Source organism: Chitinophaga sp. SVR4-12A (assembly GCF_056754765.1).
The window spans coordinates 732856-752962 of sequence record NZ_JBPGWP010000002.1 but is presented as its reverse complement, the minus strand read 5'-3'; the positions used below and the strand labels follow the sequence as shown (position 1 = coordinate 752962).

18 protein-coding genes are annotated in these 20107 nt (G+C 49.6%); 7 read left to right on the top strand and 11 right to left on the bottom strand.

All coding sequences use genetic code 11. From position 1 onward, the window contains the following. Positions 1 to 12 precede the first annotated feature (12 nt). The 3 genes from ACR9Y8_RS29325 (at position 13) to ACR9Y8_RS29315 (ending at position 5521) form a co-directional block, all read left to right on the top strand. Positions 13 to 462 (top strand): NUDIX hydrolase, encoded by a 450-nt coding sequence (locus ACR9Y8_RS29325; protein ID WP_481216866.1) that lies wholly within the window; start codon positions 13 to 15, stop codon positions 460 to 462. A 237-nt stretch (positions 463 to 699) separates the two neighbouring features. Beyond that, the gene (locus ACR9Y8_RS29320) at positions 700 to 3825 is read left to right on the top strand and encodes a SusC/RagA family TonB-linked outer membrane protein (RefSeq protein WP_481216865.1); all 3126 of its coding nucleotides are present in this window, start codon (positions 700 to 702) and stop codon (positions 3823 to 3825) included. A gap of 25 nt (positions 3826 to 3850) precedes the next feature. Further along, on the top strand, positions 3851 to 5521 hold the full coding sequence (locus ACR9Y8_RS29315; RefSeq protein ID WP_481216864.1) for a RagB/SusD family nutrient uptake outer membrane protein: 1671 nt from the start codon (positions 3851 to 3853) through the stop codon (positions 5519 to 5521). Between the two features lie 72 nt (positions 5522 to 5593). Here the strand turns inward: ACR9Y8_RS29315 and ACR9Y8_RS29310 are convergent, their stop codons facing one another. From ACR9Y8_RS29310 to ACR9Y8_RS29300, 3 genes are read right to left on the bottom strand one after another with little or no spacing between them, the layout of a single operon-like run. Beyond that, on the bottom strand, positions 5594 to 6340 hold the full coding sequence (locus tag ACR9Y8_RS29310) for a class I SAM-dependent methyltransferase (protein ID WP_481216863.1): 747 nt from the start codon (positions 6338 to 6340) through the stop codon (positions 5594 to 5596). A gap of 33 nt (positions 6341 to 6373) precedes the next feature. Then, the gene (locus ACR9Y8_RS29305) at positions 6374 to 7156 is read right to left on the bottom strand and encodes a queuosine precursor transporter (protein ID WP_481216862.1); all 783 of its coding nucleotides are present in this window, start codon (positions 7154 to 7156) and stop codon (positions 6374 to 6376) included. Continuing rightward, positions 7153 to 7428 carry a hypothetical protein gene (locus ACR9Y8_RS29300; RefSeq protein ID WP_481216861.1) on the bottom strand — a complete coding sequence of 92 codons (276 nt, stop codon included), beginning with the start codon at positions 7426 to 7428 and terminating at the stop codon, positions 7153 to 7155. Before ACR9Y8_RS29300 ends, ACR9Y8_RS29305 begins: the two co-directional genes overlap by 4 nt. A gap of 66 nt (positions 7429 to 7494) precedes the next feature. Between ACR9Y8_RS29300 and ACR9Y8_RS29295 the strand changes: the two genes are divergently transcribed. The 3 genes from ACR9Y8_RS29295 to ACR9Y8_RS29285 are packed head-to-tail and all read left to right on the top strand — an operon-like array spanning position 7495 to position 11119. Beyond that, positions 7495 to 8553, top strand: a complete 1059-nt coding sequence (locus tag ACR9Y8_RS29295; protein ID WP_481216860.1) for a hypothetical protein — start codon at positions 7495 to 7497, stop codon at positions 8551 to 8553. Between the two features lie 23 nt (positions 8554 to 8576). Further along, entirely contained in the window at positions 8577 to 9998 is a 1422-nt protein-coding gene (locus ACR9Y8_RS29290) for a YfhO family protein (protein WP_481216859.1), read from the top strand. After that, positions 9995 to 11119, top strand: coding sequence for a glycosyltransferase family 4 protein (locus ACR9Y8_RS29285; protein WP_481216858.1), 1125 nt, complete (start codon positions 9995 to 9997; stop codon positions 11117 to 11119). Before ACR9Y8_RS29290 ends, ACR9Y8_RS29285 begins: the two co-directional genes overlap by 4 nt. Before the next feature lie 25 nt (positions 11120 to 11144). Here ACR9Y8_RS29285 and ACR9Y8_RS29280 read toward each other — a convergent pair whose 3' ends face one another. From ACR9Y8_RS29280 to ACR9Y8_RS29265, 4 genes are read right to left on the bottom strand one after another with little or no spacing between them, the layout of a single operon-like run. Next, complete coding sequence (locus ACR9Y8_RS29280) at positions 11145 to 11975, bottom strand: class I SAM-dependent methyltransferase (RefSeq protein ID WP_481216857.1); 831 nt, start codon at positions 11973 to 11975, stop codon at positions 11145 to 11147. A 46-nt stretch (positions 11976 to 12021) separates the two neighbouring features. Further along, positions 12022 to 13032, bottom strand: coding sequence for a glycosyltransferase family 2 protein (locus ACR9Y8_RS29275; protein WP_481216856.1), 1011 nt, complete (start codon positions 13030 to 13032; stop codon positions 12022 to 12024). Continuing rightward, positions 13032 to 13979, bottom strand: coding sequence for a glycosyltransferase family 2 protein (locus tag ACR9Y8_RS29270; RefSeq protein ID WP_481216855.1), 948 nt, complete (start codon positions 13977 to 13979; stop codon positions 13032 to 13034). The genes ACR9Y8_RS29275 and ACR9Y8_RS29270 overlap by 1 nt, the downstream gene beginning before the upstream one ends. Continuing rightward, complete coding sequence (locus ACR9Y8_RS29265) at positions 13976 to 14881, bottom strand: glycosyltransferase (RefSeq protein ID WP_481216854.1); 906 nt, start codon at positions 14879 to 14881, stop codon at positions 13976 to 13978. The genes ACR9Y8_RS29270 and ACR9Y8_RS29265 overlap by 4 nt, the downstream gene beginning before the upstream one ends. Positions 14882 to 14973: 92 nt before the next feature. Between ACR9Y8_RS29265 and ACR9Y8_RS29260 the strand changes: the two genes are divergently transcribed. Further along, a complete protein-coding gene (locus ACR9Y8_RS29260) occupies positions 14974 to 16476 on the top strand; it encodes an oligosaccharide flippase family protein (RefSeq protein ID WP_481216853.1) in 1503 nt (500 codons plus the stop codon). On the opposite strand, the gene ACR9Y8_RS29255 is transcribed toward ACR9Y8_RS29260, so the two are convergent. From ACR9Y8_RS29255 to ACR9Y8_RS29240, 4 genes are all read right to left on the bottom strand, one after another. Then, the gene (locus ACR9Y8_RS29255; RefSeq protein ID WP_481216852.1) at positions 16465 to 17616 is read right to left on the bottom strand and encodes a glycosyltransferase family 4 protein; all 1152 of its coding nucleotides are present in this window, start codon (positions 17614 to 17616) and stop codon (positions 16465 to 16467) included. The genes ACR9Y8_RS29260 and ACR9Y8_RS29255 overlap by 12 nt on opposite strands. Next, positions 17616 to 18311 (bottom strand): class I SAM-dependent methyltransferase, encoded by a 696-nt coding sequence (locus ACR9Y8_RS29250; RefSeq protein WP_481216851.1) that lies wholly within the window; start codon positions 18309 to 18311, stop codon positions 17616 to 17618. Before ACR9Y8_RS29250 ends, ACR9Y8_RS29255 begins: the two co-directional genes overlap by 1 nt. 65 nt (positions 18312 to 18376) lie before the next feature. Continuing rightward, complete coding sequence (locus ACR9Y8_RS29245) at positions 18377 to 19294, bottom strand: class I SAM-dependent methyltransferase (protein ID WP_481216850.1); 918 nt, start codon at positions 19292 to 19294, stop codon at positions 18377 to 18379. A 55-nt stretch (positions 19295 to 19349) separates the two neighbouring features. Beyond that, positions 19350 to 20012, bottom strand: coding sequence for a C40 family peptidase (locus ACR9Y8_RS29240; RefSeq protein WP_481216849.1), 663 nt, complete (start codon positions 20010 to 20012; stop codon positions 19350 to 19352). Positions 20013 to 20107 lie beyond the last annotated feature (95 nt).

Sequence of the window (20107 nt, the reverse complement as noted above, 5' to 3'; positions counted from 1 at the left end):
AAAAACTAAGGCATGGCTTGTTTCAACGTAAGAGTGTACGGTATTATGTTCAACGATCAGAAACAGGTGCTCGTCAGCGATGAGTTCATCCGCGGCGGCTACTATACCAAATTCCCCGGCGGCGGCCTGGAATTCGGAGAAGGTACCCTCGAATGCATTATCCGCGAATGGCAGGAAGAGTTGAACCAGCAGGTGGAAGTGGTGGAACATATCTATACCACCGACTTCTTCCAGATCTCCGCCTTTGATAACGTTACCCAGATCATTTCCATTTATTATCTCGTAAAGGCCACCTCTCCCTTTACTGCCCCCATCCTCAGCCAGCCCTTTGATTTTGAGATCCCCGAAGGTATAACCGAAGTTGAAGGCGTACGCTGGATCAGCTGGGACGAATTCTCCTCCGCCAGTGTCACCCTGCCTATCGACAAGGTGGTAGCCGATATGATCAAAGCTAAATACTAGCATTTCTCACTTACACATCGCTTTTTATAACATAGTACTTCCCTGTACTGCTCCTTACATATTAAAAGAAATCATATGATTCCTTTTAATTAATATTCATTATATTTTGATTGTTAAAGACACAAGAAAAGTATAATCCTATTTGCTATCTGACTGTCAACCAGAATCAACCAAAATCTAACCAAAATCCAGACACATGCTAAAAAATTTAATGTTTATTTTATTAGCTGCATTGCTGTGCGGGTACCAATCGTTTGCACAACAAAATGCTGTTTCGGGAAAGTTATTGACGAAAGTGGCGCGCCCGTGATCGGGGCCACCGTTGTAGAAAAAGGAACCAAAACCGGTACCATCACCCAGCCTGACGGCTCTTTCAAAATGACGGTAAAGACAGGCGTCAAACTCGTCGTGTCCGCTATCGGCTTTGTTACACAGGAAATTACTGCAGGCAGCAGTGAGCTAGTGGTACAGCTGCACCTGGACACCAAATCCCTGGGAGAGATCGTGGTGACGGGCGTAGGCGTGGCCACCAGCAAAAAGAAACTGGCCTTTGCAGTGGAATCAGTGACCTCTGACAAACTGCCACAAGCCCCGACCGCCTCCGTAGACCAGGCCCTGGTGGGTAAAATAGCCGGCGCACAGATCTCCAGCACCAGCGGCGTACCCGGTGCACAAACCAACATCCTGCTGCGGGGTATCAATACCATCAACAGCTTGGGCCGCGGCACCACACCAATGATATTGCTGGACGGTATCCAGGTATCCGCTACCAGCCTTAACAGCCTTGACCTGAACGCCGTTGAAAGGATCGAGGTAGTGCAGGGCGCTGCCGCTGCTACCATCTATGGCGCGCAAGGCGCCAACGGCGTAATACAGCTCTTCTCCAAAAAAGGAAAGCCCGGCAAAATGAACGTGGATGTAGCCACCAGCGTTTCCCGCAACGACATCCTGAACGTAGGCGATCTGCGTAAATCCAGGTTCCACAACTTTGCTACGAATGCCGCCGGGGATGTGATCGGCTCTTCGGGCAACCCGCTTAGCTGGGATCCCGACAGGGGCCTTTATGCGGAAAACGTGATCTACAACTCCTTGGACCCAAACGGTAAGGCAGATAAGCCTTATAACAGGAACCTGCAATACTATGATCACTTTAAAATGTTCTTCCGCCCTACCACTACCTACAATGCCTCCGTAGTAGTTTCCGGCGGCAGCGAAAAAATGGATTATGCCCTGGCCGTTTCCAATAATCACCAGGAAAGCATCTTCAAGGACAATGGAGGATTTGACAGGAACAATTTCTCCGCCAACATCGGCGCAGAGCTGTACAAAGGCCTTAAGCTCAGAAGCATCACACAACTGATCTATACCAAGAACACGATCGAGAACCAGAACGTGATCTATGCCATCAACAATGCCCGTCCATTTGCCAATTACGACGAGAAGATGAGCGATGGCAACTACTCCCATTACTATGGCGACGCAGTAGGCGTAAACGCGGAAAACCCGAACTTCTACAGCCAGTATACCGATGCTAGCGGCAATAAAGTAGACCTGATACAAACATTCGACCTGAACTATAAACTGCCCAGGTTCCTGGAACTGGACGCCAAATACGGCATCAACTACCAGCGCAACGATTCTACTTTTACCTATGCTGATCAATCGGCTAACCTGAACGTAATAGACCAGGAATCGTGGTTATCTAACTACAACAACACAGACGACAGGGGCGAAAGAAGCATCTATAATGTATCACAGTTCTTCCAGCATTTTACCAGCTCTGCTACCTTTAATACGGATTTCCAGAAAGACTTCGGCTTCAGCATGCCTATCAAAACATCTACCATGGTGGCTTTTGACTGGCGCTACAACAAGTTCAAACAATACATCACGCATGGCGAAGGCACACCATCCTTCTCGCCGCATACGCTGGCGGATTACAGCACGAGGAATATTGATGTGGACTTTACGGAGAAGTTTGTTACCTACGGTTACCTCTTCAACCAGCGCGTTGAATTTGGGGATATAGCAGGTATCTCCGGCGGTTTCCGTAGTGATTATTCTTCTGCATTCGGGCAAGGTTCAAAACCTTTTACCTTCCCAAGGGGCGATGCGTATGTCAGATTGTCTTCGCTCGATTTCTGGCAGGACGGCAAAATAGGCGGCATCATTCCTGAATTTAAGCTGCGCGCAGCTTACGGCGAAGCCGGTATACAGCCTGGCCCCTTCCAGCGCTATGTGGTATTTCAGTCGCGCAGCCTGGGAGACGGCGCTGTACTGTATCCCAACCCAAGTGAATCAAACCCCTTCCTGAATGTGGAAGTATCCAAAGAAATTGAGGTGGGCACCGATATCTCCTTTTCCTTGTTGAAAGGCGACTGGATAAAGGATGCCGGCTTCTCCGTCACTTACTGGAAACGTAATACCAATAACGCTATTTATGATGTGGATGTAGCGCCGTCCTCCGGCACCGGTACCCAGCCCGATAACGCATTCTCACTGGGCTCCCATGGATGGCAGGCTTCACTGAACATCGGTGTACTGTCTAACAAGAATTTCTCCTGGGATTTCACCACCAATTTCAGCAGGCAAAGTTCAGAGATCACAGAGCTGACAGGCAACCCGGTAGTGATCATCTCATCTGCAGGCAGCACCAACTATGTACTTACACCGGGCATGAAAGTAGGACAGCTTTTCGGCAACAAAGCGCTGCACTCTCTTGACGATGTGGATGCCAATGGCAACCGCTACATCTCAGAAGCAGATAAAGGCAAATATGAAGTGGCCAGCAACGGTTACGTGGTGAACAAAGCCACTAAACAACCCATTTTCTCACCGGAGAAAGTAAGCTTCGGTGATCCGAATCCCAAGTTCAACATGTCTTTCATCAATTTCCTCAGCTTTAAGGATTATCTCACTTTCTCCTTCCAGTGGGACTGGGTGCATGGCAGCCACTTATACAACCAGACAAAAGAATGGATGTACCGCGACGGTATTCACAGCGACTATGAAAAGCCGATCACCATTAACGGCGAATCCGGCGCCTGGACAGCCTTCTACCGTGGTGTATACCAGGCGCAGGGCAACAATGGCACCAAGGATTATTTCTATGAGGACGCTTCTTTTATGCGGCTGCGCAACCTGTCAGTAGGCTTTGACTTTGCCAGATTCTTCAACATAAAAAGTATCCGCAAGGTACAGCTGGTGCTGACAGGCCGCAACCTGGTGACCTTTACAGACTATACCGGTATGGATCCGGAGGTAAGCTCAGGCAGTGTAAACTCGCCCTGGGACCGTGGTACAGACCACAACACCATGCCTAACTTCAAATCCTACCAGGTAGGCCTGAACCTCGGATTCTAATGTCAACACCTAAACGTAAATGATCATGCAAAGACTAAAACTATATATACCGATCGTCGCTTCACTGCTCGTTATTTTCTCCTGCAAAAGCCAGCTGGATATAGAAAACCCGAATAAGCCCACCCCGGAGAGCGCTGCCACCGAAAGCGGCATACTGGCGTTGGGACAGGGCATCTATGTCAGCGGTTTCTATGATCTGAAATACTACGATGCCGTAACCGGGCGCTTCTGGTCGAACGCCATCGGCTATCACGAGCAGATGGGCGATGTGATCGGCATGGAGGCTGCTAACCAGTATATGAACCAACTGGGCTGCCCTGATAAAGTGACCCTTGACAACGGCACCGTGGTGCCTAGTCCCGGCTTTCCGCCCAAACAGCTCTCGCTCATCCGGGCCATCAACAAAAATGCAGAAGCAGGCGCCAATCCCCTGTTCTTCGAATGGGCTTATATGTATCAAATGAACAAGACCGCCAATATACTGCTGGCGATCGCAGACAACGTACCTTTTACCGGCGACGGTGAAACGAAGAAAAAAGTAGTGAAAGCATGGGCTTACTGGTGGAAGGGATATGCCTACTCCAGGATCGGCTCTATGTACTATGCCGGTATCATTAACGATGACCGGGCCGCAGCAAATGATCCCACCACCACAAATGGCAACTATGTATCTAAAGAGACCATGATAGCAGCTGCCAATGCGAAGCTGGATACCGCTGCACAAATACTGGCCGGCCTTACTGCCAATGGTGATTATAACCTGGCCCTGGGTAAGCTGATCCCCTCCTTCTTCCAGGTGGGTAAAGGCGGCGTCTTTACGCCCGATGCCTGGATCCGGAATATCAACACGATGAAGGCCCGCAACCTGCTGGTGAATACAACGGTAGACGCTATGCCGGCTACGCGTTGGGACAGCATCCTTACACTGACGAACAACGGCATCCGGCAGAATGACCTGGTATTTACCGGCCGCTCAGATCAGCTGGGCAACCTCTTTGCAGCGGCAGACGGCAGCGTGCCTGCCAGGGTAGCCAGCACTGCGCCCGGCGGAGGCGGCTATAAAGTAAGTGAAAGACTAATACAGGATTACAAGACGGGCGATCAGCGCCTGGCCAACAACTTTGTTACCGGCACCACCTGGATAGGTAATGCAGACAGGGGCAATTCTTTCAATACCAATCATGCATTGGTAGACAAAGGCAAAGGCCTGGCAGGCGTGATCACTTACAGCAACAAAACCGTTGGGGGCGCAGAAATGTACCTGGCCGGCACCTGGGAAGAAAATGAGCTGATGAAAGCAGAGGCAACGATGTACCAGGCGAATTTTACCCCGGCAAGTATTGTTAGCGCCATGGCTTTAATAGATGCGGTGCGCAACGCACAGGGTGCAGGTTTGCCGCCTACTGTAGCTGCAACAGCGGCTGCTGCGAAAGAAGAGCTGCGCAGGGAAAGAAGAGTAGCGCTGGTGTTCCGGGCCCTTTCTTTTTATGATGCCCGCCGCTGGAAGGTGATCAACCTGGTGTCTCAGGGTGGTGGCAGAACGGGTTGTGTGGTGATAGACAGGAATGGTAATATCAATACCAATGCAACGATAGAATATGGTTTCCTGGATTACTGGGATGTGCCGGATAATGAACTGGCTGGGAATCCGCCGGCGGGGGGTAGTGCAGCGGTGAAGAATCCGAGGACGGAATAACATTAAAGATTTGAAACAATGTTAAAGGCAGACTAAACGAAATGTTATCTTTCTTTTAGTCTGCCTTTTTTATCATGCTGTTTTCTGTGCCACAGTGATCAAATGGAAGGGCGCTCCCTCCCGTTGGTACAGCGTTGTGAAACCAACTGCTTCCAGCATTTGTTTCATTAGCTCCAGGCTGAAAACGTGGTGATGGACCCGCCGGTACAGCGCATTTTTCCGCACCTGGTCAACCAGTTCCTCCCGCGTGCCTTCTTCTCCATCCATCACATCCAGGCGGATGATCTCATCAAAATGCGTGCTGTCATCTTCCCCTACATTGTTCCTGTAATCTTCTTCCAGGTGCTCCAGCGTAGTATAGGGGCGGTTGATATCAAAAGTATGGCGCTTGTCTGGCAGCACCAGTATTAATTGTCCGCCCGGCTTTAACACCCGTTTCCATTCATACAAGGCTTTCATCGGGTTAGCCACATGCTCCAGGCAGTGGCAGGAAAGTACAAAGTCATAGCTGTTGTCCGCAATACCCTGCAGATCTGTAGCTTCACGTATGAACTGGTAACCTGTTTTGTTATAATAATGAAAATTATTGCCTTCCTGTATCTGGCCTTCCCAAACGGTATTGGTGCTGAAATTAACACCGTCTATTTGCCTGGCAAACAGGTACGCGGGAAAATATCCCTTCACTGAAAACAGCGCGCTGGGGCCGCCAATTTCAACACCCTTCTTACCGCGCAGCCGGGCGCTGTAGCTAATCAGCTTTCGCTTGTCCGGTCTTCTCAGGTAAGATCCCCAGGTAGTAATAGCATCACTTAATCGCATATCGCTGTACTATATAGTAATAAAATTATTCGCTTATTCCTGTTCAATTCCCATTGCACCGGCCTTCATCCTCGCCGTAGTTTCCTTGCCAAAATACACTTCTATCCGTTTTTCAACCAGGTAGATCACCGGTGTTAAAACAAGGGCCATGGTGAATTTATAGGTGTAGTTCACTACGCAGACAGCCAGCACCTGTTGCCAGGTCCAGTTGCTGCCCAGTTTGAAGGCGATGAATAATACAATGAAGCTGTCTACGAACTGGGATACGACGGTAGAACCCGTGGCGCGCAGCCAGACCATCTTTTCGCCGGTACGTCTCTTGATACGATGGAATACTGTTACGTCTACGATCTGGCTTACCAGGAAGGCAGTAAGGCTACCGAGAATGATCCACATACCCTGACCGAAAATAACGGAGAAAGCTGTTTGTGAATTTGGAATGCCTTTGTCCGCATTCATACCCAGCCAGAAATCGGCAGGCGGCACGCCAATGGAAAAGTAGAACATGAGGAAGGCGTAAGAGATGAGCGCCACGGCTGTATAAGAGATACGGCGCACCGCTTTGGGGCCGTAATATTCATTCACGATGTCGGTCATAATGAATTCCAGCGGCCATAACAGCACCCCACAGGTGAGGTTAAACGATAACCCGCTTTGCCCGAAAATAGTGAAGGTATGCACCGGCAGGCCCAACAGTTTTTCAAGGGAGAAGATTTTTCCCCCGATACATTCCGCTATCAGCGCGTTGGCTACAAAAAAACAGGAAAAGATGACGAATAGTTTTGTTGGTCTGTCTTTCAGAATGTTAGTGATCATACTAGTATTTGAACAATCAATATTATAAGGTTAAGGATAAGCAGATAACCCGGCAGCTCTGCCCAGCTCACTTTACGGGCCAGCAGCAGAATAATGGCCAGCAGGCTGGTAATGACATTAGCCGGCAACGCCACAATATAGCCCAGCACGATGACATGTTTAACAATCCCGGCAAAACGCTCGCTTTGCTCAGTAATACGGAATAACCACCCCGCTAAATAGCAAAGATTGCATATAAATACAAATTTCAACAAAAATTTAACGAGCTGCATAGGATTAAATTATATATTTAACACCACGTAAAATAATATATTTGTCGTTTACCTATTTTAAAGAATATGAAGAATAACTGGCTCAAGACGCTTTTACCGCATATCATTGCAGTGCTGGCGCTATTGATCATCACCGTACTTTATTGTAAACCTGCATTGGATGGTAAAGTATTAAGTCAGAGTGATGTAATTCAATGGAAAGGCATGGCCAAAGAGTCATTGGACTACAAGGAGAAGCACGGCATTACACCGCTGTGGACGACCAGTATGTTCGGTGGTATGCCTACCTATCAGCTTTCTACTGAAAGTCCCTACAATCCCGGACAGTTCATACCGCAAATATTGACCCTGGGTATGCCAAAGCCCATCGATATGTTTTTCCTGGCAGGTATCTGCTTCTACTTTTTATGCCTGGTATTAAGGGTAAACCCCTGGATCGGTTTTATAGGCGCCGTTGCCTATGCCTATTCCAGTTATATGCCCATTATCGTTGCTACGGGGCATGATACCAAAATGGTGGCGCTGGCTTATTTGCCCGCTGTGATCGCAGGCATTATGCTGGTGATCAGGGGGAGATACCTGTTAGGCGCAGGTGTGACCGCCTTGTTCCTCGGGTATTTTATCCAGGCGAACCACCTGCAGATGACCTATTATTTCTTCCTCATCCTGGGGGTGATCGCGGTGGCATATATTATCCACTGCATACTTCAGAAAGATATCAAACACCTGCTCATCTCTGCGGCCGTACTCCTGGGCGCCATCGCTGTTGGTATGAGCTACAATGCCATGCGCCTGTGGACCACCTACGAATATTCCCATGCCAGTAACCGCGGCGGCAAATCCGAGCTGACGCCTTTGCCCGGCCAGGAACAGAATAAATCCACCGGGGTTACCAGGGATTATGCTTTTGCATGGAGCCAGGGAAAATTTGAGACCTTCACACTGCTGTCGCCCAACATATATGGAGGCGCTTCCGGTGCTAAACTGGGCACTAACTCTGCTACATATAAAGAGCTCACGTCCATTGGCGTACCTGCCGCCAATGCCGAACAAATGGTCAGCCGCTGGCCTTTGTACTGGGGGATCAGCCCGGCACTTCCGGCCCGGTCTACCTGGGTGTGGTAGTCTGTTTTCTCGCTTTACTGGGCATGTTCATTATCAGGTCCTGGCACAAATGGTGGCTGCTGGCCATCAGCGTACTGGGTATCCTGATAGCCTGGGGCAGCAACTTCGAGGCTTTCAACTATTTCCTGTTCGACCATCTGCCGCTTTATAATAAATTCCGGGCCCCCGCACAGGCCCTGGTCATTACTCAGCTGGGCTTCGTGATACTGGCGGTAATGACGCTGCATGAAGTGATCCTCGGACAGATCCCCAAACCGGAGCTGTTAAAGCATCTCAAATGGAGCGGTATTACTATTGGAGGCCTGTTGGTATTGCTGCTGCTGGTTTCCGGCAGCCTTTCCTACACCAACTTTTCAAACGATCCGGCCCGTCCTATGGGCGATAACCAGTTCAGGGCGCAACTGGAACAGATGTCCCAGGGGAACACCCAGGTTGCGGACAACCTGATGCGCGCCCTGCGTGAAGATAGGGCAACACTGTACCGCAATGATGTGCTGCGCTCCCTGGTGCTTGCCGGGCTGGCATTTGGCCTGCTCTGGTTCTTTATAAAGGGTAAGCTTAACGTAAAACTGGTGGCAGGCGGCATGGTGGCGCTGGTCCTGTTTGACCTGCTGCAGGTGGATCGTCGTTATTTGAGCGATGATGAATTCCTGGACGAGACACAGTATAGCAACGTGTTCCAGCCATCCCAGGCAGATCAGCAGATCTTGCAGGATAAGGACCCTTATTACAGGGTATTGAACCTGACCAGCCCTGACGGGCCTTTTAACGACGCGATGACCTCCTACTACCACAAAAATGTGGGTGGTTATTTTGCCGCTAAGCTGCAATTGTACCAGGACCTGATCGAACGCCAGATCAGTAAGAACAACATACAGGTGCTGAACATGCTGAACACCAAATATGTAATACAGCGCGGGCCCGACGGTCAGCCGGTGGCTTCCCGCAACCCGGGCGCCCTTGGCAATGCCTGGTTCGTAAAAGGTATCCAGTGGGTACCCAATGCCGACGCAGAAATGAGCGCGCTTGACCATCTGAACCCGAAAGATACCGTGGTGATCGACCAGCGCTATAAGCCTGCTATAACCGGCCAGCCCGCGTTTGATTCAACAGCCAGCATCCACCTGCTTGCCAACAACCTAAACACGATCTCTTACGAATACAATGCAGCTGCGCCCCAGTTTGCGGTATTCTCTGAAGTATATTATGAAAAAGGCTGGAAGGCTTTTATTGATGGAAAGGAAGCGCCTTATGCGCGTGTGAACTATGTCCTGAGAGGAATGATGGTGCCTGCGGGTAAACATACCATCGAGTTCAGGTTTGAACCGGCTTCCTACTATGTGGGCATCAAATTATCCCTGTACAGTTTCTTCATTATGCTGGCCCTGATCATCATTAGCGTAGTGATCGACCTGCGGCAGCGGAAAAAAGTTGCAGTGGCATGAACCGTATTTTGAGTATCGCGCCTTACCCCTTCCTGCCTGCCAGGAAGGGGGGCGAAATATTCATCGCGAATTTTAACCGCGCACTGGCTCCTTATAATGAGTTGAGCGTTGTATCTGTACAAGCCAACCGCCCGGAAGGCCCGCTGCCTTATACCCTGTGGCCGCTGTTCAGCAATAGCCGTTCACGTTATCTCAATATTTTCTATACATGGCCCCTGGCCAAAGCGATCCGGGAAAAAAACATCGGCTTGCTATATATAGAGCATCCCTATATGGGATGGATGGCCGTGCTGCTGCAAAGCCTTACCGGCCGTCGTTTTGTAGTGCATTCCCACAACATTGAAGGCAACCGTTTCCGTACCATGGGTAAATGGTGGTGGTCAATGCTGGCCGCCTATGAAAAATGGGTGCACCGTAAAGCAGCCCACAGCTTTTTCATCAGCCGGGAGGATGCGGATGCTGCTATCGGGCAGTATGGTTTGCTACCGGAAAAGGTGAGCGTTGCTCCCTATGGCGTTACGCCTGCCCCTCCTGCGGCCAACCACCCGCAGCTACGCGCGGAGATATGCGCACAACACGGCGTCCCGGAGCATAGCACAATTTACTTTTTCAATGGAGCCCTGGATTACCGGCCCAACCAGCAGGCCGTCCACCATATTATACAGGATATTGATCCCCTGCTGCAAAAGACGAACGCTGATCCCTATGTGATCCTGATCAGCGGCAAAGGATTGCCGGAAGCGCTGATCAGCGCTATTTCCCGGACAGATGGCCGTATTCGCTATACCGGCTTTGTACCCCGTATAGAAGACTACCTGGTTGCTGCCGACATATTTATTAACCCGGTAATGGAAGGAGGAGGCGTTAAAACAAAGGTACTGGAAGCGCTGGCCCATCATAAAACAGTAGTGTCTACAGCCAGCGGGGCTACCGGCGTTTACAGGGAAGTTTGCGGGGATAAGCTCAGGGTAGCGAATGATCACGACTGGCAGCAGTTCATAACGCTCATGCTGCAACGAAATAATATCACAGAAAATATTCCAGCCGCTTTTTTCGACTATTATAGCAATGATCGTATTGCGAGGGAAGCAAGCGAAATAATGAATATGCTGATGTATTAACTACATCAGCATATCAAATATCAGATCAGTGTTTTACCGCCACAAACATGGTGCGGCTATGGTACTCGGTATAATCTTCGCGGAAAATGTCACCCGTATAATCAAACTGCTCAAAAACACTATTAAACCCGGCATTGTGCAAAGCTTTGGTCAGCTCTTTCTTTGTAAGCCAGAAAGAACGGTGGTTGTTCCAGGAAGCCCAGAGATAAGACTTTTCTATCTTCTCCCGTTTGGTGCCCGGGGTCCATTCCTTGAACCAGCGTCCCTTATAACCTTCGTTTTCTGTGATGGGTGAAAGCCGGTAGTTCTGCCTGGATGCCAGGAATTTAGCACGTTTCTGTATTGGCGCAATAAAGTAGTTGTTCAGGGGGCCCAGCTTATAACGGTAATCTCTTTCAGGAGCAAAATGGGTGTTCAGCAGGAGTATCTTGTTCGTGCATTTGCTCACCAGCTTCAGGAACTCCACGGGATCGTTCAGATGATAAAGCAGTCCATAGCAAAGCGTGACATCCATTTGTCCGTATTTGGCCATATTCCTTACATCATCCTCCGCAAAATTCAGGTTCTTCAGGCCCAGGTTGTCCTTTATGTAGTTGCATTTGTCGATGTTCTCTTTTCTCGCTTCAATACCCAGGGAATCAAAGCCCATTCTCGCAAATTCTGCTGCATAGCCGCCTTCCAGGCATCCCAGGTCTACTACCCGCAATTTGCTTCTGTCGTTTTCAGTTTCAGGCAGGAAAAGGTCCAGGGTTTTTCTGATAGATGACCAAACAGCGCTGTCGGCAAGTAACATGGTCTCATCTCCCATTGTTTTTTGGCCGTTATTGAGCAAAACATTGTGCGCGGTGAATTTCATATGAACAGTAACTATTTAACGTATGGTTCAAAGATACAATATAAAATCAGAGGACTTTATAAAAATAAGGCCGGTTACGGATAATCAAGGGAGCTAAGGCCCACAGCTTTCCTATGTTGCCCGCCATCCCGCCAAGCCGCCCCCAGTAACGGAAAGGGTTACGGCCTCTGAAAAGGTTTTCAAAAAAGCTGGCAATAAAACTCACGGGTATGGCAAAGGTATAGTTGAGCAAGAGCACGAGGAACCAGCCGGTCCCATATTGCTTGCGTACCCGTAAATGGTTGGAGAGCATCAGCTGAAAGCCCTTGCGCGTGTACAGGTCATAATAGCCCTTGTCATTGGTTTCAAAAGCGGCATTGGCTGTTTCGCCCTGCAGGTGGATCACGTGCAGGTCGCCATAGATCACCAGCGGGCCTTCACGTTTTATGCGGCTGCACCATTCGGTTTCCTCTGCATAGAGAAAGAAGTCTTCGTCCATCAGACCGGCCTTTTCTATAGTAGTGCGCTTCACCATCAGGTAGGCCCCGTTGATCCAGTCCACTTCCTGCTCGGTTTGCGCAGCCTTTACATTGGGCACTTTTGTATTAAGGGCATAGCCAAGCCGGCGAAGCAGTCCACCCCAGTAAGGCAGGGGCAGCAGGTGGTTCAGGCCTCCTTTCATGAAATAGTTGCCGCTGATCTGGGGGCTGCCGTCCGGGTTCAGGAGCTGAACCCCACAGGCGGCGTAGCCAGAGCTACGGAAACGCTGTACACAGGTATCGAGGGCATGGTCCAATACGATGGTATCCGGGTTCAGCAACAGCAGCATATCGCCCTGGGCTATACGCAGACCGGCGTTATTGGCGCGGGCAAAACCAGCGTTATAGTCTATCTGCACCCAGCGTACCTGTGGGTAGGCAGTAGTGACCAGCTGCCGGCTGTTGTCCTGTGAATGGTTGTCCGCCACGATGATCTCATAAGTCAGGGCCTTAGTCTGTTCAATAATAGAACGGATACAGTCCAGGATGAGCGCAGCGCTTTTATAATTGACGATAATAATAGAAAGATCCATCTCCATTACAGCCTTTTACGGAATAAATAACAGCAGGTCATAAGCAGTTTGGAGAGTACTCCTATCCTCAGCAGGCGCAAAGGGAATTTCCGTTGCAAGGCCAGCATCTGCAGCACGGCAGCGGGGATCTCCCCTTCCAGGCCTGACTGCCGCAGGTCGTCTACGCTCCTGATCTCCAGGTTGCGCAGCATGCGCCAGAAAAAATCGTATACATAAATGTTGTTGAGGTGTTTGACTGAAACTTTCCGCAGCAGGTAGAAGTTCTCCGGGATCTCTACTTCCCGCACACGAAAACAATCGCGGGTGATCTGTTCCCCGCTGATGCCTACATTCACCAATATGTCATCCAGGTACACAAATGCAGGGTTAGCGCTTAATACCTGCATATAAAAGTCTACATCCACTACCCAGCGGGTGTTGACATCATAGCGGAATTCCGGCTTGTTGCGATGCATGATCACGCTGGGCGGGCCTATGAAATTGCGTTGAAAGAGGTTGACCGGGGATTGCTGGAGCAGGCCGCGGTAAAAAGCGCTGCAATGCACATCCTCTATCCGGCCCGACTGCAGGTAATGATTGCAGTAGGCGCTATACACAAGATTGCAGTCAGGGTGGCGGTCCAGCGCATCGGCCATTTTTTGCAGGGCCTGCGGATGCGCCAGCCAGTCGTCGTCATGCAGGATCTTGATATACTCGCCGGTTGCCTTGTCATAACATTCATTCCAGTTGGCCGGCATTCCCTTTGCGGGCGTGTTACGGAAATATTGCAAAGGCAGCTGGTCTTTATATTGCTGCACCACCTGGTAAACGCTGTCGTCCGGGCTATCGTCGGTCACGATCACTTCCCAGCTCCTGCATTCCTGTTTAGCCAGGGAGCCCAGGCCCCGCAGCAGGAATTCCGGGTTCTTATATGCCGGTATGCATACTGATATCTTTACAGGGTAATTACTCATTGCTTGCGTTCCAATAATGTCTTTTTAAGCGGATAAAGCAGCATTTTCGCCACATCCGGCCAGAGGGAGGGATGCTTCCAGGCTCCTGTTGCCATTATCCATTCACGTCGTGTTTTCCTGTCTATAGGTTCTTTCATTAAGCGATTCAGCCAGAAGGCGGCCACTTTCTGCTCCGCGCCTGCTACTACCCTTTCACCGGCGGCCAGGGGCGCCAGTGCGGGAAGCGGCACCTGGTTCACGGAACGATGGTAGTGGATGGCATGGTGTATCCAGTCTGCGCCAAAGTTTCCCATAGAATAATGTACGAGGTCTATATCATATATTACGCCAATTGTATAACGCTGGCCCACCCGCAGGCTGATATCCAGGTCGTAGAAATGGAAACCGGGCAGCTTTTCTGCATTGAAGGGATATTCCTGCCAGACGGCTTTGGGCATGCATAACCAAACCCCATCCAGCGAGGTGACCGGTACCACTGATGGTGGCGGTTGCAGCGTTTGGGCCTGCGGGTGCAGATATACCCTTCGCCGGCCCTGTGCATCCTCCTGGAAAATATTGCAGCAGTCGTACTGCGGCTGGCCGGTGGCCCATCCTGAAACAGCGGCGCTCTTATAACGGCTGCCGGCCAGCCCGATCAGGCCAGGCGGCGTTTTGCCTTTGAAATGGTCCAGCGCCTTTTGTCCCCAGCCCTGGGTAAGGAATGTAACATCATCATGCACAAAGCATAAGGTATCAAATACCGCCTGCCCCGCGCCTGCATTGTACCCCGTACAGATGCCCCCTATCTCCCTGGCATTGGTGATGATCACCAGTTCGTGCTCCACGCCGATCGTAGCAGCTACATTTTCCCGGATCTTCTCAATACGGCGTTCGTTGGCAGAACAGATGATAACGGATATCATATTACGGTGCAGAATTATTTTTAAAGGACTAAAAATACGAACTTTCCAATAATGCATGATTTTTGCCATCTTTACGGCCAACTAAGCAAGCAATGGACACGATCAGGAAACAAAGCATACTATCATCCATCATTATATATACCGGTTTTTTGATAGGTGCTATCAACACCTGGTTTTTCACTACAGGCAATCGTTTTACAGAAGCTGAATTTGGTCTCACCCGCGTGATGTTCGATGTTTCGCAGACCTTTTTCGCCCTGGCCAATTTAGGCACCATCTATATCCTGTACCGGTTCTACCCCTACTATCGCGACCTGCTGCCATTTAAGCAGCGCGACCTGTTCGGGAAAATGACGCTGCTGGCATTGGTGGGCTTCGTAGTGGTATGCCTGTTCTCCCTGTTGTTCAAAGACCTGGTGGTAAAGAAATTTGGTACCAATTCTCCCCTGTTGGTGGACTATTTCTACACCATTTATCCTTTTACCCTGGGCCTCTTGCTTTTTATGATGATAGAAAGCCAGGCATGGAACCTTCATGCATCTGTGGCTGCCAACTTCTTCAAAGAGCTGGTACTCCGTCTGCTCACGTCCTTTATTATCATCCTGTTTGTGATACACTGGCTGGATTTTAAAGGGTTCATCCACCTGTTTTCCCTCCTGTACCTTGTTATTTTCCTGGGCCTGCTCATTTATCTTTTACGAACAGGAAAGATCTACTTTACCCTGAAAACAAGCAAGGTTACCAGGCGTATGTACAAAAAGATGATTCCTTACGGCATCTTCGTTTTCGCTGTGTCTTTTTGTACTATACTAGCCAGGAACTTTGATTCATTCATTATCAGCAGTGTGCTGGGACTGAAATTTACAGGGATCTTCAACTTTGCCTCCTATCTTACTTCGGTGATGGAAGGCCCTTACCGTGGGCTGATCGCCGCATCTACCCCGGTGATCTCGCAGGCCTGGAAAGATAAAGACCTGGGGCGGATAGAGCGCATCTACCAGAAATCATCCATTAATATGCTGCTGTTCTCCTCATTTTTTTTCGGGCTGATCTGGCTGAATTTCCATAATGCTTTTAAAATACTTAATATCAACGAGTCTTACCTTCAGGGACAAACCGTGCTGCTGCTGCTCGGTCTTACCAAGATCGTGGAAATGGGCACCGGTGTAAACGCGCAGATCATTGTAACATCCCGTTACTGGAAAATGGATTTGGTCACCCATGTGTTGCTGTTGTTTACCCTGATCCCCCTGAATTACCTGCTGATAAAAAGATACGGGATCAACGGCTCTGCCGGCGCAACCCTGCTGGCATATATTTTCTTTAACCTGGTCCGCTTCGGGTTTATCTGGGTAAAGTTCAAGATGCAGCCGTTCACCTGGAGAACCATTCCCGCCATACTGGCTATTGCCTTATGTTTCTTTGCCGCCCGCTACCTGATAAGGGCATCGTCTCCTTTGCTGGAAGCCATATTGCAGTCAGTCGTGTATGTAACACTGTGCGGAGCGCTGATCATCAGCCTGCGTATTTCAGAAGACGCCAATCGCCTGGCTGTTATGGGAGTGGAAAAGATACGGGGTATATTAAGAAAGTAAGGTATCGAACTGCTGCAGGATCAGTGAACCGTCTGCATGCAGCTGCAGGCTTTTCTGCAAGGCGCGGGCGCCTTTGGCGCGCAGTTCTTCCCGCTGATTATAGAGCGTAAGAATAGCGTCCGCTGCTTGGTCGGCAGACTGGCCGGGTACTATCCAGCCTGCATCTTCTCCAACAAATTCCGGTATGCCGCCAGAGCTTTCAAAACACAGGGCAGGCACCTGCATAAAGCCGGCTTCCAGCACTACCAGCGGGTAAGGATCTTCTCTTGAGGAGAGAAAGAACAGATCGAAAGGCGCCAGGTTATAGTAGTGATGTTCCAGGGGGCCGGTAAACACCAGCTGGCGTTCAATATTCAATGCCTTCAGCTGCGCTTTCAAAGCCGCTTCTGTGCCGGGGCTGTCAAAATTCCCTATCCAGCAGAATTTGATCTTTTTATTTACAGCCGCCACTTTGCCACATACTTCCACAAAAATATCCGTGCCTTTACGGTCTGATGCCTGTCCCATTCCGCCTATCAGCATATCGCTTTCTTCCAGCCCGAAACGTTGTTTGAATGCTTTGACAAACGCCTGTTTGGCAATTTCGTTATTGATCTCAGCCAGGTTCACGGGGAAATAGTAAGAAAGCCGTTGCAGGTTTTCTTCAGGCACGCTGCAAACGCTTCTTAATATTTCTTTCACTTTCAGAGACGGAAATCCGAAACGGCGTGTATACTGCACCGTTTGCGCTACTTCTGCCGGATAGGTCCGGATAACATTCTCCAGCTCATGCACATAGGTAACTACCGGTTTGCCAAAAGGCGCGATGGTTTTCAGTAACGGCCCGTTGATGATCGTGTTGCTGAATACAACATCGCAGGACGGCATCAACATAAAAAGGCGGGCCAGCTGTAAACGGTTCCGCAGGATGTCTGCGATCTTTCTGAAGGGACCGCCTTGCCGGTAACCGGCTGGCTTCAATACGATCATGGGGAAATGCCGCCGGTATTGTTCCTCCAGCGGGCCTCCCCTGCGTATCACCAGCGTGATGCGTACAGCGCGCTGGTGTTTTAACAGCAATAAGAGGTTCAGTAATAATATGGGTGCGCCGCTCAGGGAGGCTTCATGACCGATGAAAAGAATATGCCCTGGCTTTTTCATTAGATTTTCTCTGCAACAACGATATTATTGAGATAGAGTTGCTTGTTCCGTGGAAACAGTTTGCTGAACAGGTTCCCCATGGCATTGGGTATAGCAAAGAAGAAGAGCCTGAAAAGAAATCCCGCTATTGGAATAGGCTTGAACTTGGGATACCAGTTATCAAAGAAATAGAGCGCGCGCAGCTGGAATATCACTTCAATAAAATTACCGCTCTTATCCAGCGTACGGATGCGGAACCCTGCCTTTTCCAGCATATGTTTCAATGCAAAATGGGTATAGCGTGCAAAGTCGTTAGGCATTTCATGCTCTTTCCACACAAAGGGACAGGTGATCAGCAAAGGTGCGCCCGGTTTCAATACGCGGTGCAATTCTTTCAGTACCTCATCGAGATTAAACACGTGCTCAAACACTTCGCTGGTTAGTGCGGAATCAAAATAGTTTGCCTCAACAGGGATGGTCTTTCCATCATAGAAGATATCTATCTGCTCATTCTCATGCGGATGTCCTTCATTCTCAAAATCAACCCCGATGTATTCATCTACTGATATAAATGATTTGTAAGGCTTGGAACCACAACCAAAATCGAGCAGGCGCCCGCGCAGCACGGGTGTATACTGGATCAGTTTTGCAAACAACCCTTTCCTGATGAAATAGTAAGGATGAAACAGAGATGGTTTGAATTCAGCGCCTATCATAGCATTTAATATAGTTGAGTGCGGGCAAATAAAACACTTTTATTGCTAAAAACCTAACCAGCATATCACTTGCAGGTAAATATGGCCACGATATTGCGGCCTGCAATAAAAGGCGAAAACAACTTCAACCCGAGTTTGTAAAGCGGGCGCGGTATAGCAGCAAGTATTTTGCCAAAAGTTGGATGATGCTCCAGCTGATAGTCGCGCTGCACCAGGAACCAATGCTTGCTTTGATTGGGGCTGTGTGATAAAGGCTCTACGATGATGCGGTCCGGCACGATTGCATAGAACTTCTGCAGTTGCAGGAAGGCCTTCCTGTTCCAGAGGCCTGCGTGGTGAGGTGGCAGGTTCAATGTATGCCATTTATCGTGCTTAAAAAGATAGGGATTGTTATTAGGCACGCCGATGATCAGCTTTCCGGCTTTCTTCAGCGCTTTGATACAGGCTTCGAGAAAGCCCTTCACATCGTATATATGTTCCAGTACCTGGAAACAACAAATAACATCATATGCCCCGGGATGCTGTGCGGCGTGATCCGCTATAGTCTCGCTGCGAAGATCAAGCCCTTTTGCGCGGCCGGCGGCAATGGCCTCTATATTCAGCTCAAGGCCGAGGCCGGCAACACCTTTCTGCCGCAGCAGGTCCAGGAAAAAACCATCGCCGGCGCCCACTTCCAGCACTTTCTGCGATGCCGTGATCTGGCCGGCTGCAAAGCGGTGCTCCCATTTTTGGTGGGGATAGTATTCACCACCTTCTATGGCCTGCAGGTCAGCATAAAACTGTCCATCTCCGAATATGTTTTCGGGGCTGTAGAACCGGTACCCTGTGTCGGCACATTCGTATAATTCAACTGCGGGTATATCTTTGAAAAAACGCTCCACGGCAATGCCTTCCTGCTGGTAGAGTGTAATGATACGGTTTGACGGGAAGCGGGCAATCAGTGATACATGCTGCAGGTGAGTTACTGGACTTTTTATACCCATTAACGCTGCATTTATCCCCCGGACAATCTTCTACTATGAAGGTATTAAAATTTGCCTACTCCACCCTGCCGGCGCCTGCATAATACTTTTTCCAGTAGGCTTCGTTGAGGTCGCTGATCATCACACCAGAGCTGGTGGATGCATGTACAAAACGGTCGTTTTCTAAGTAAATGCCCACGTGTGAGATCCGTTTTTTGGAAATACGGAAGAATACCAGGTCGCCCTCACGTAAGTCGCTGCGGGATCGCAATTTCCTTACCTGATCATACATCTGGGCGGAGGTGCCGGAAAAGCTGAGCTGAAAAACGTTGGAGAGCAATGTATTTACAAAACCGGAGCAATCTATACCGTCTTTTGTTTTACCGCCCATGCGGTAAGGCGTGCCGTACCAGTCCTCTATAAAGCCGTACAGGCGGAAATTGCGTACTTCTTCCACGGCAACGTCGAGCAGCTGGGCATATTTGAACTGCCAGGCCTGCGCGTTTTCGAGATTGGCGCTGCTCATGGTAATATTGCGGCTGATGTTTGCATTGGGGCCTGCGCTGTAAGCCGTGCCCGTGTTGCTGCGCTTGAGGGTGATGCCCTCCAGGAACTGTGTCTTGCGGCCGTTATCAGCAGCAACGGGCTTGGTACCAGCCGGTTTTTTCAGTGATGCACAGGAACTTAGTGCAATTACACCTACAACAAGCGTGATCCAATAAAGCCCGATTCTTTGCATAAGCAGCGATTAGTTAGCAGCGGTTAGTTAAAAGTTGCGCGAAGTTACTGAATTATTTATAATATGTTACCAGCTAGCTACTAGCTGTTGGCTCT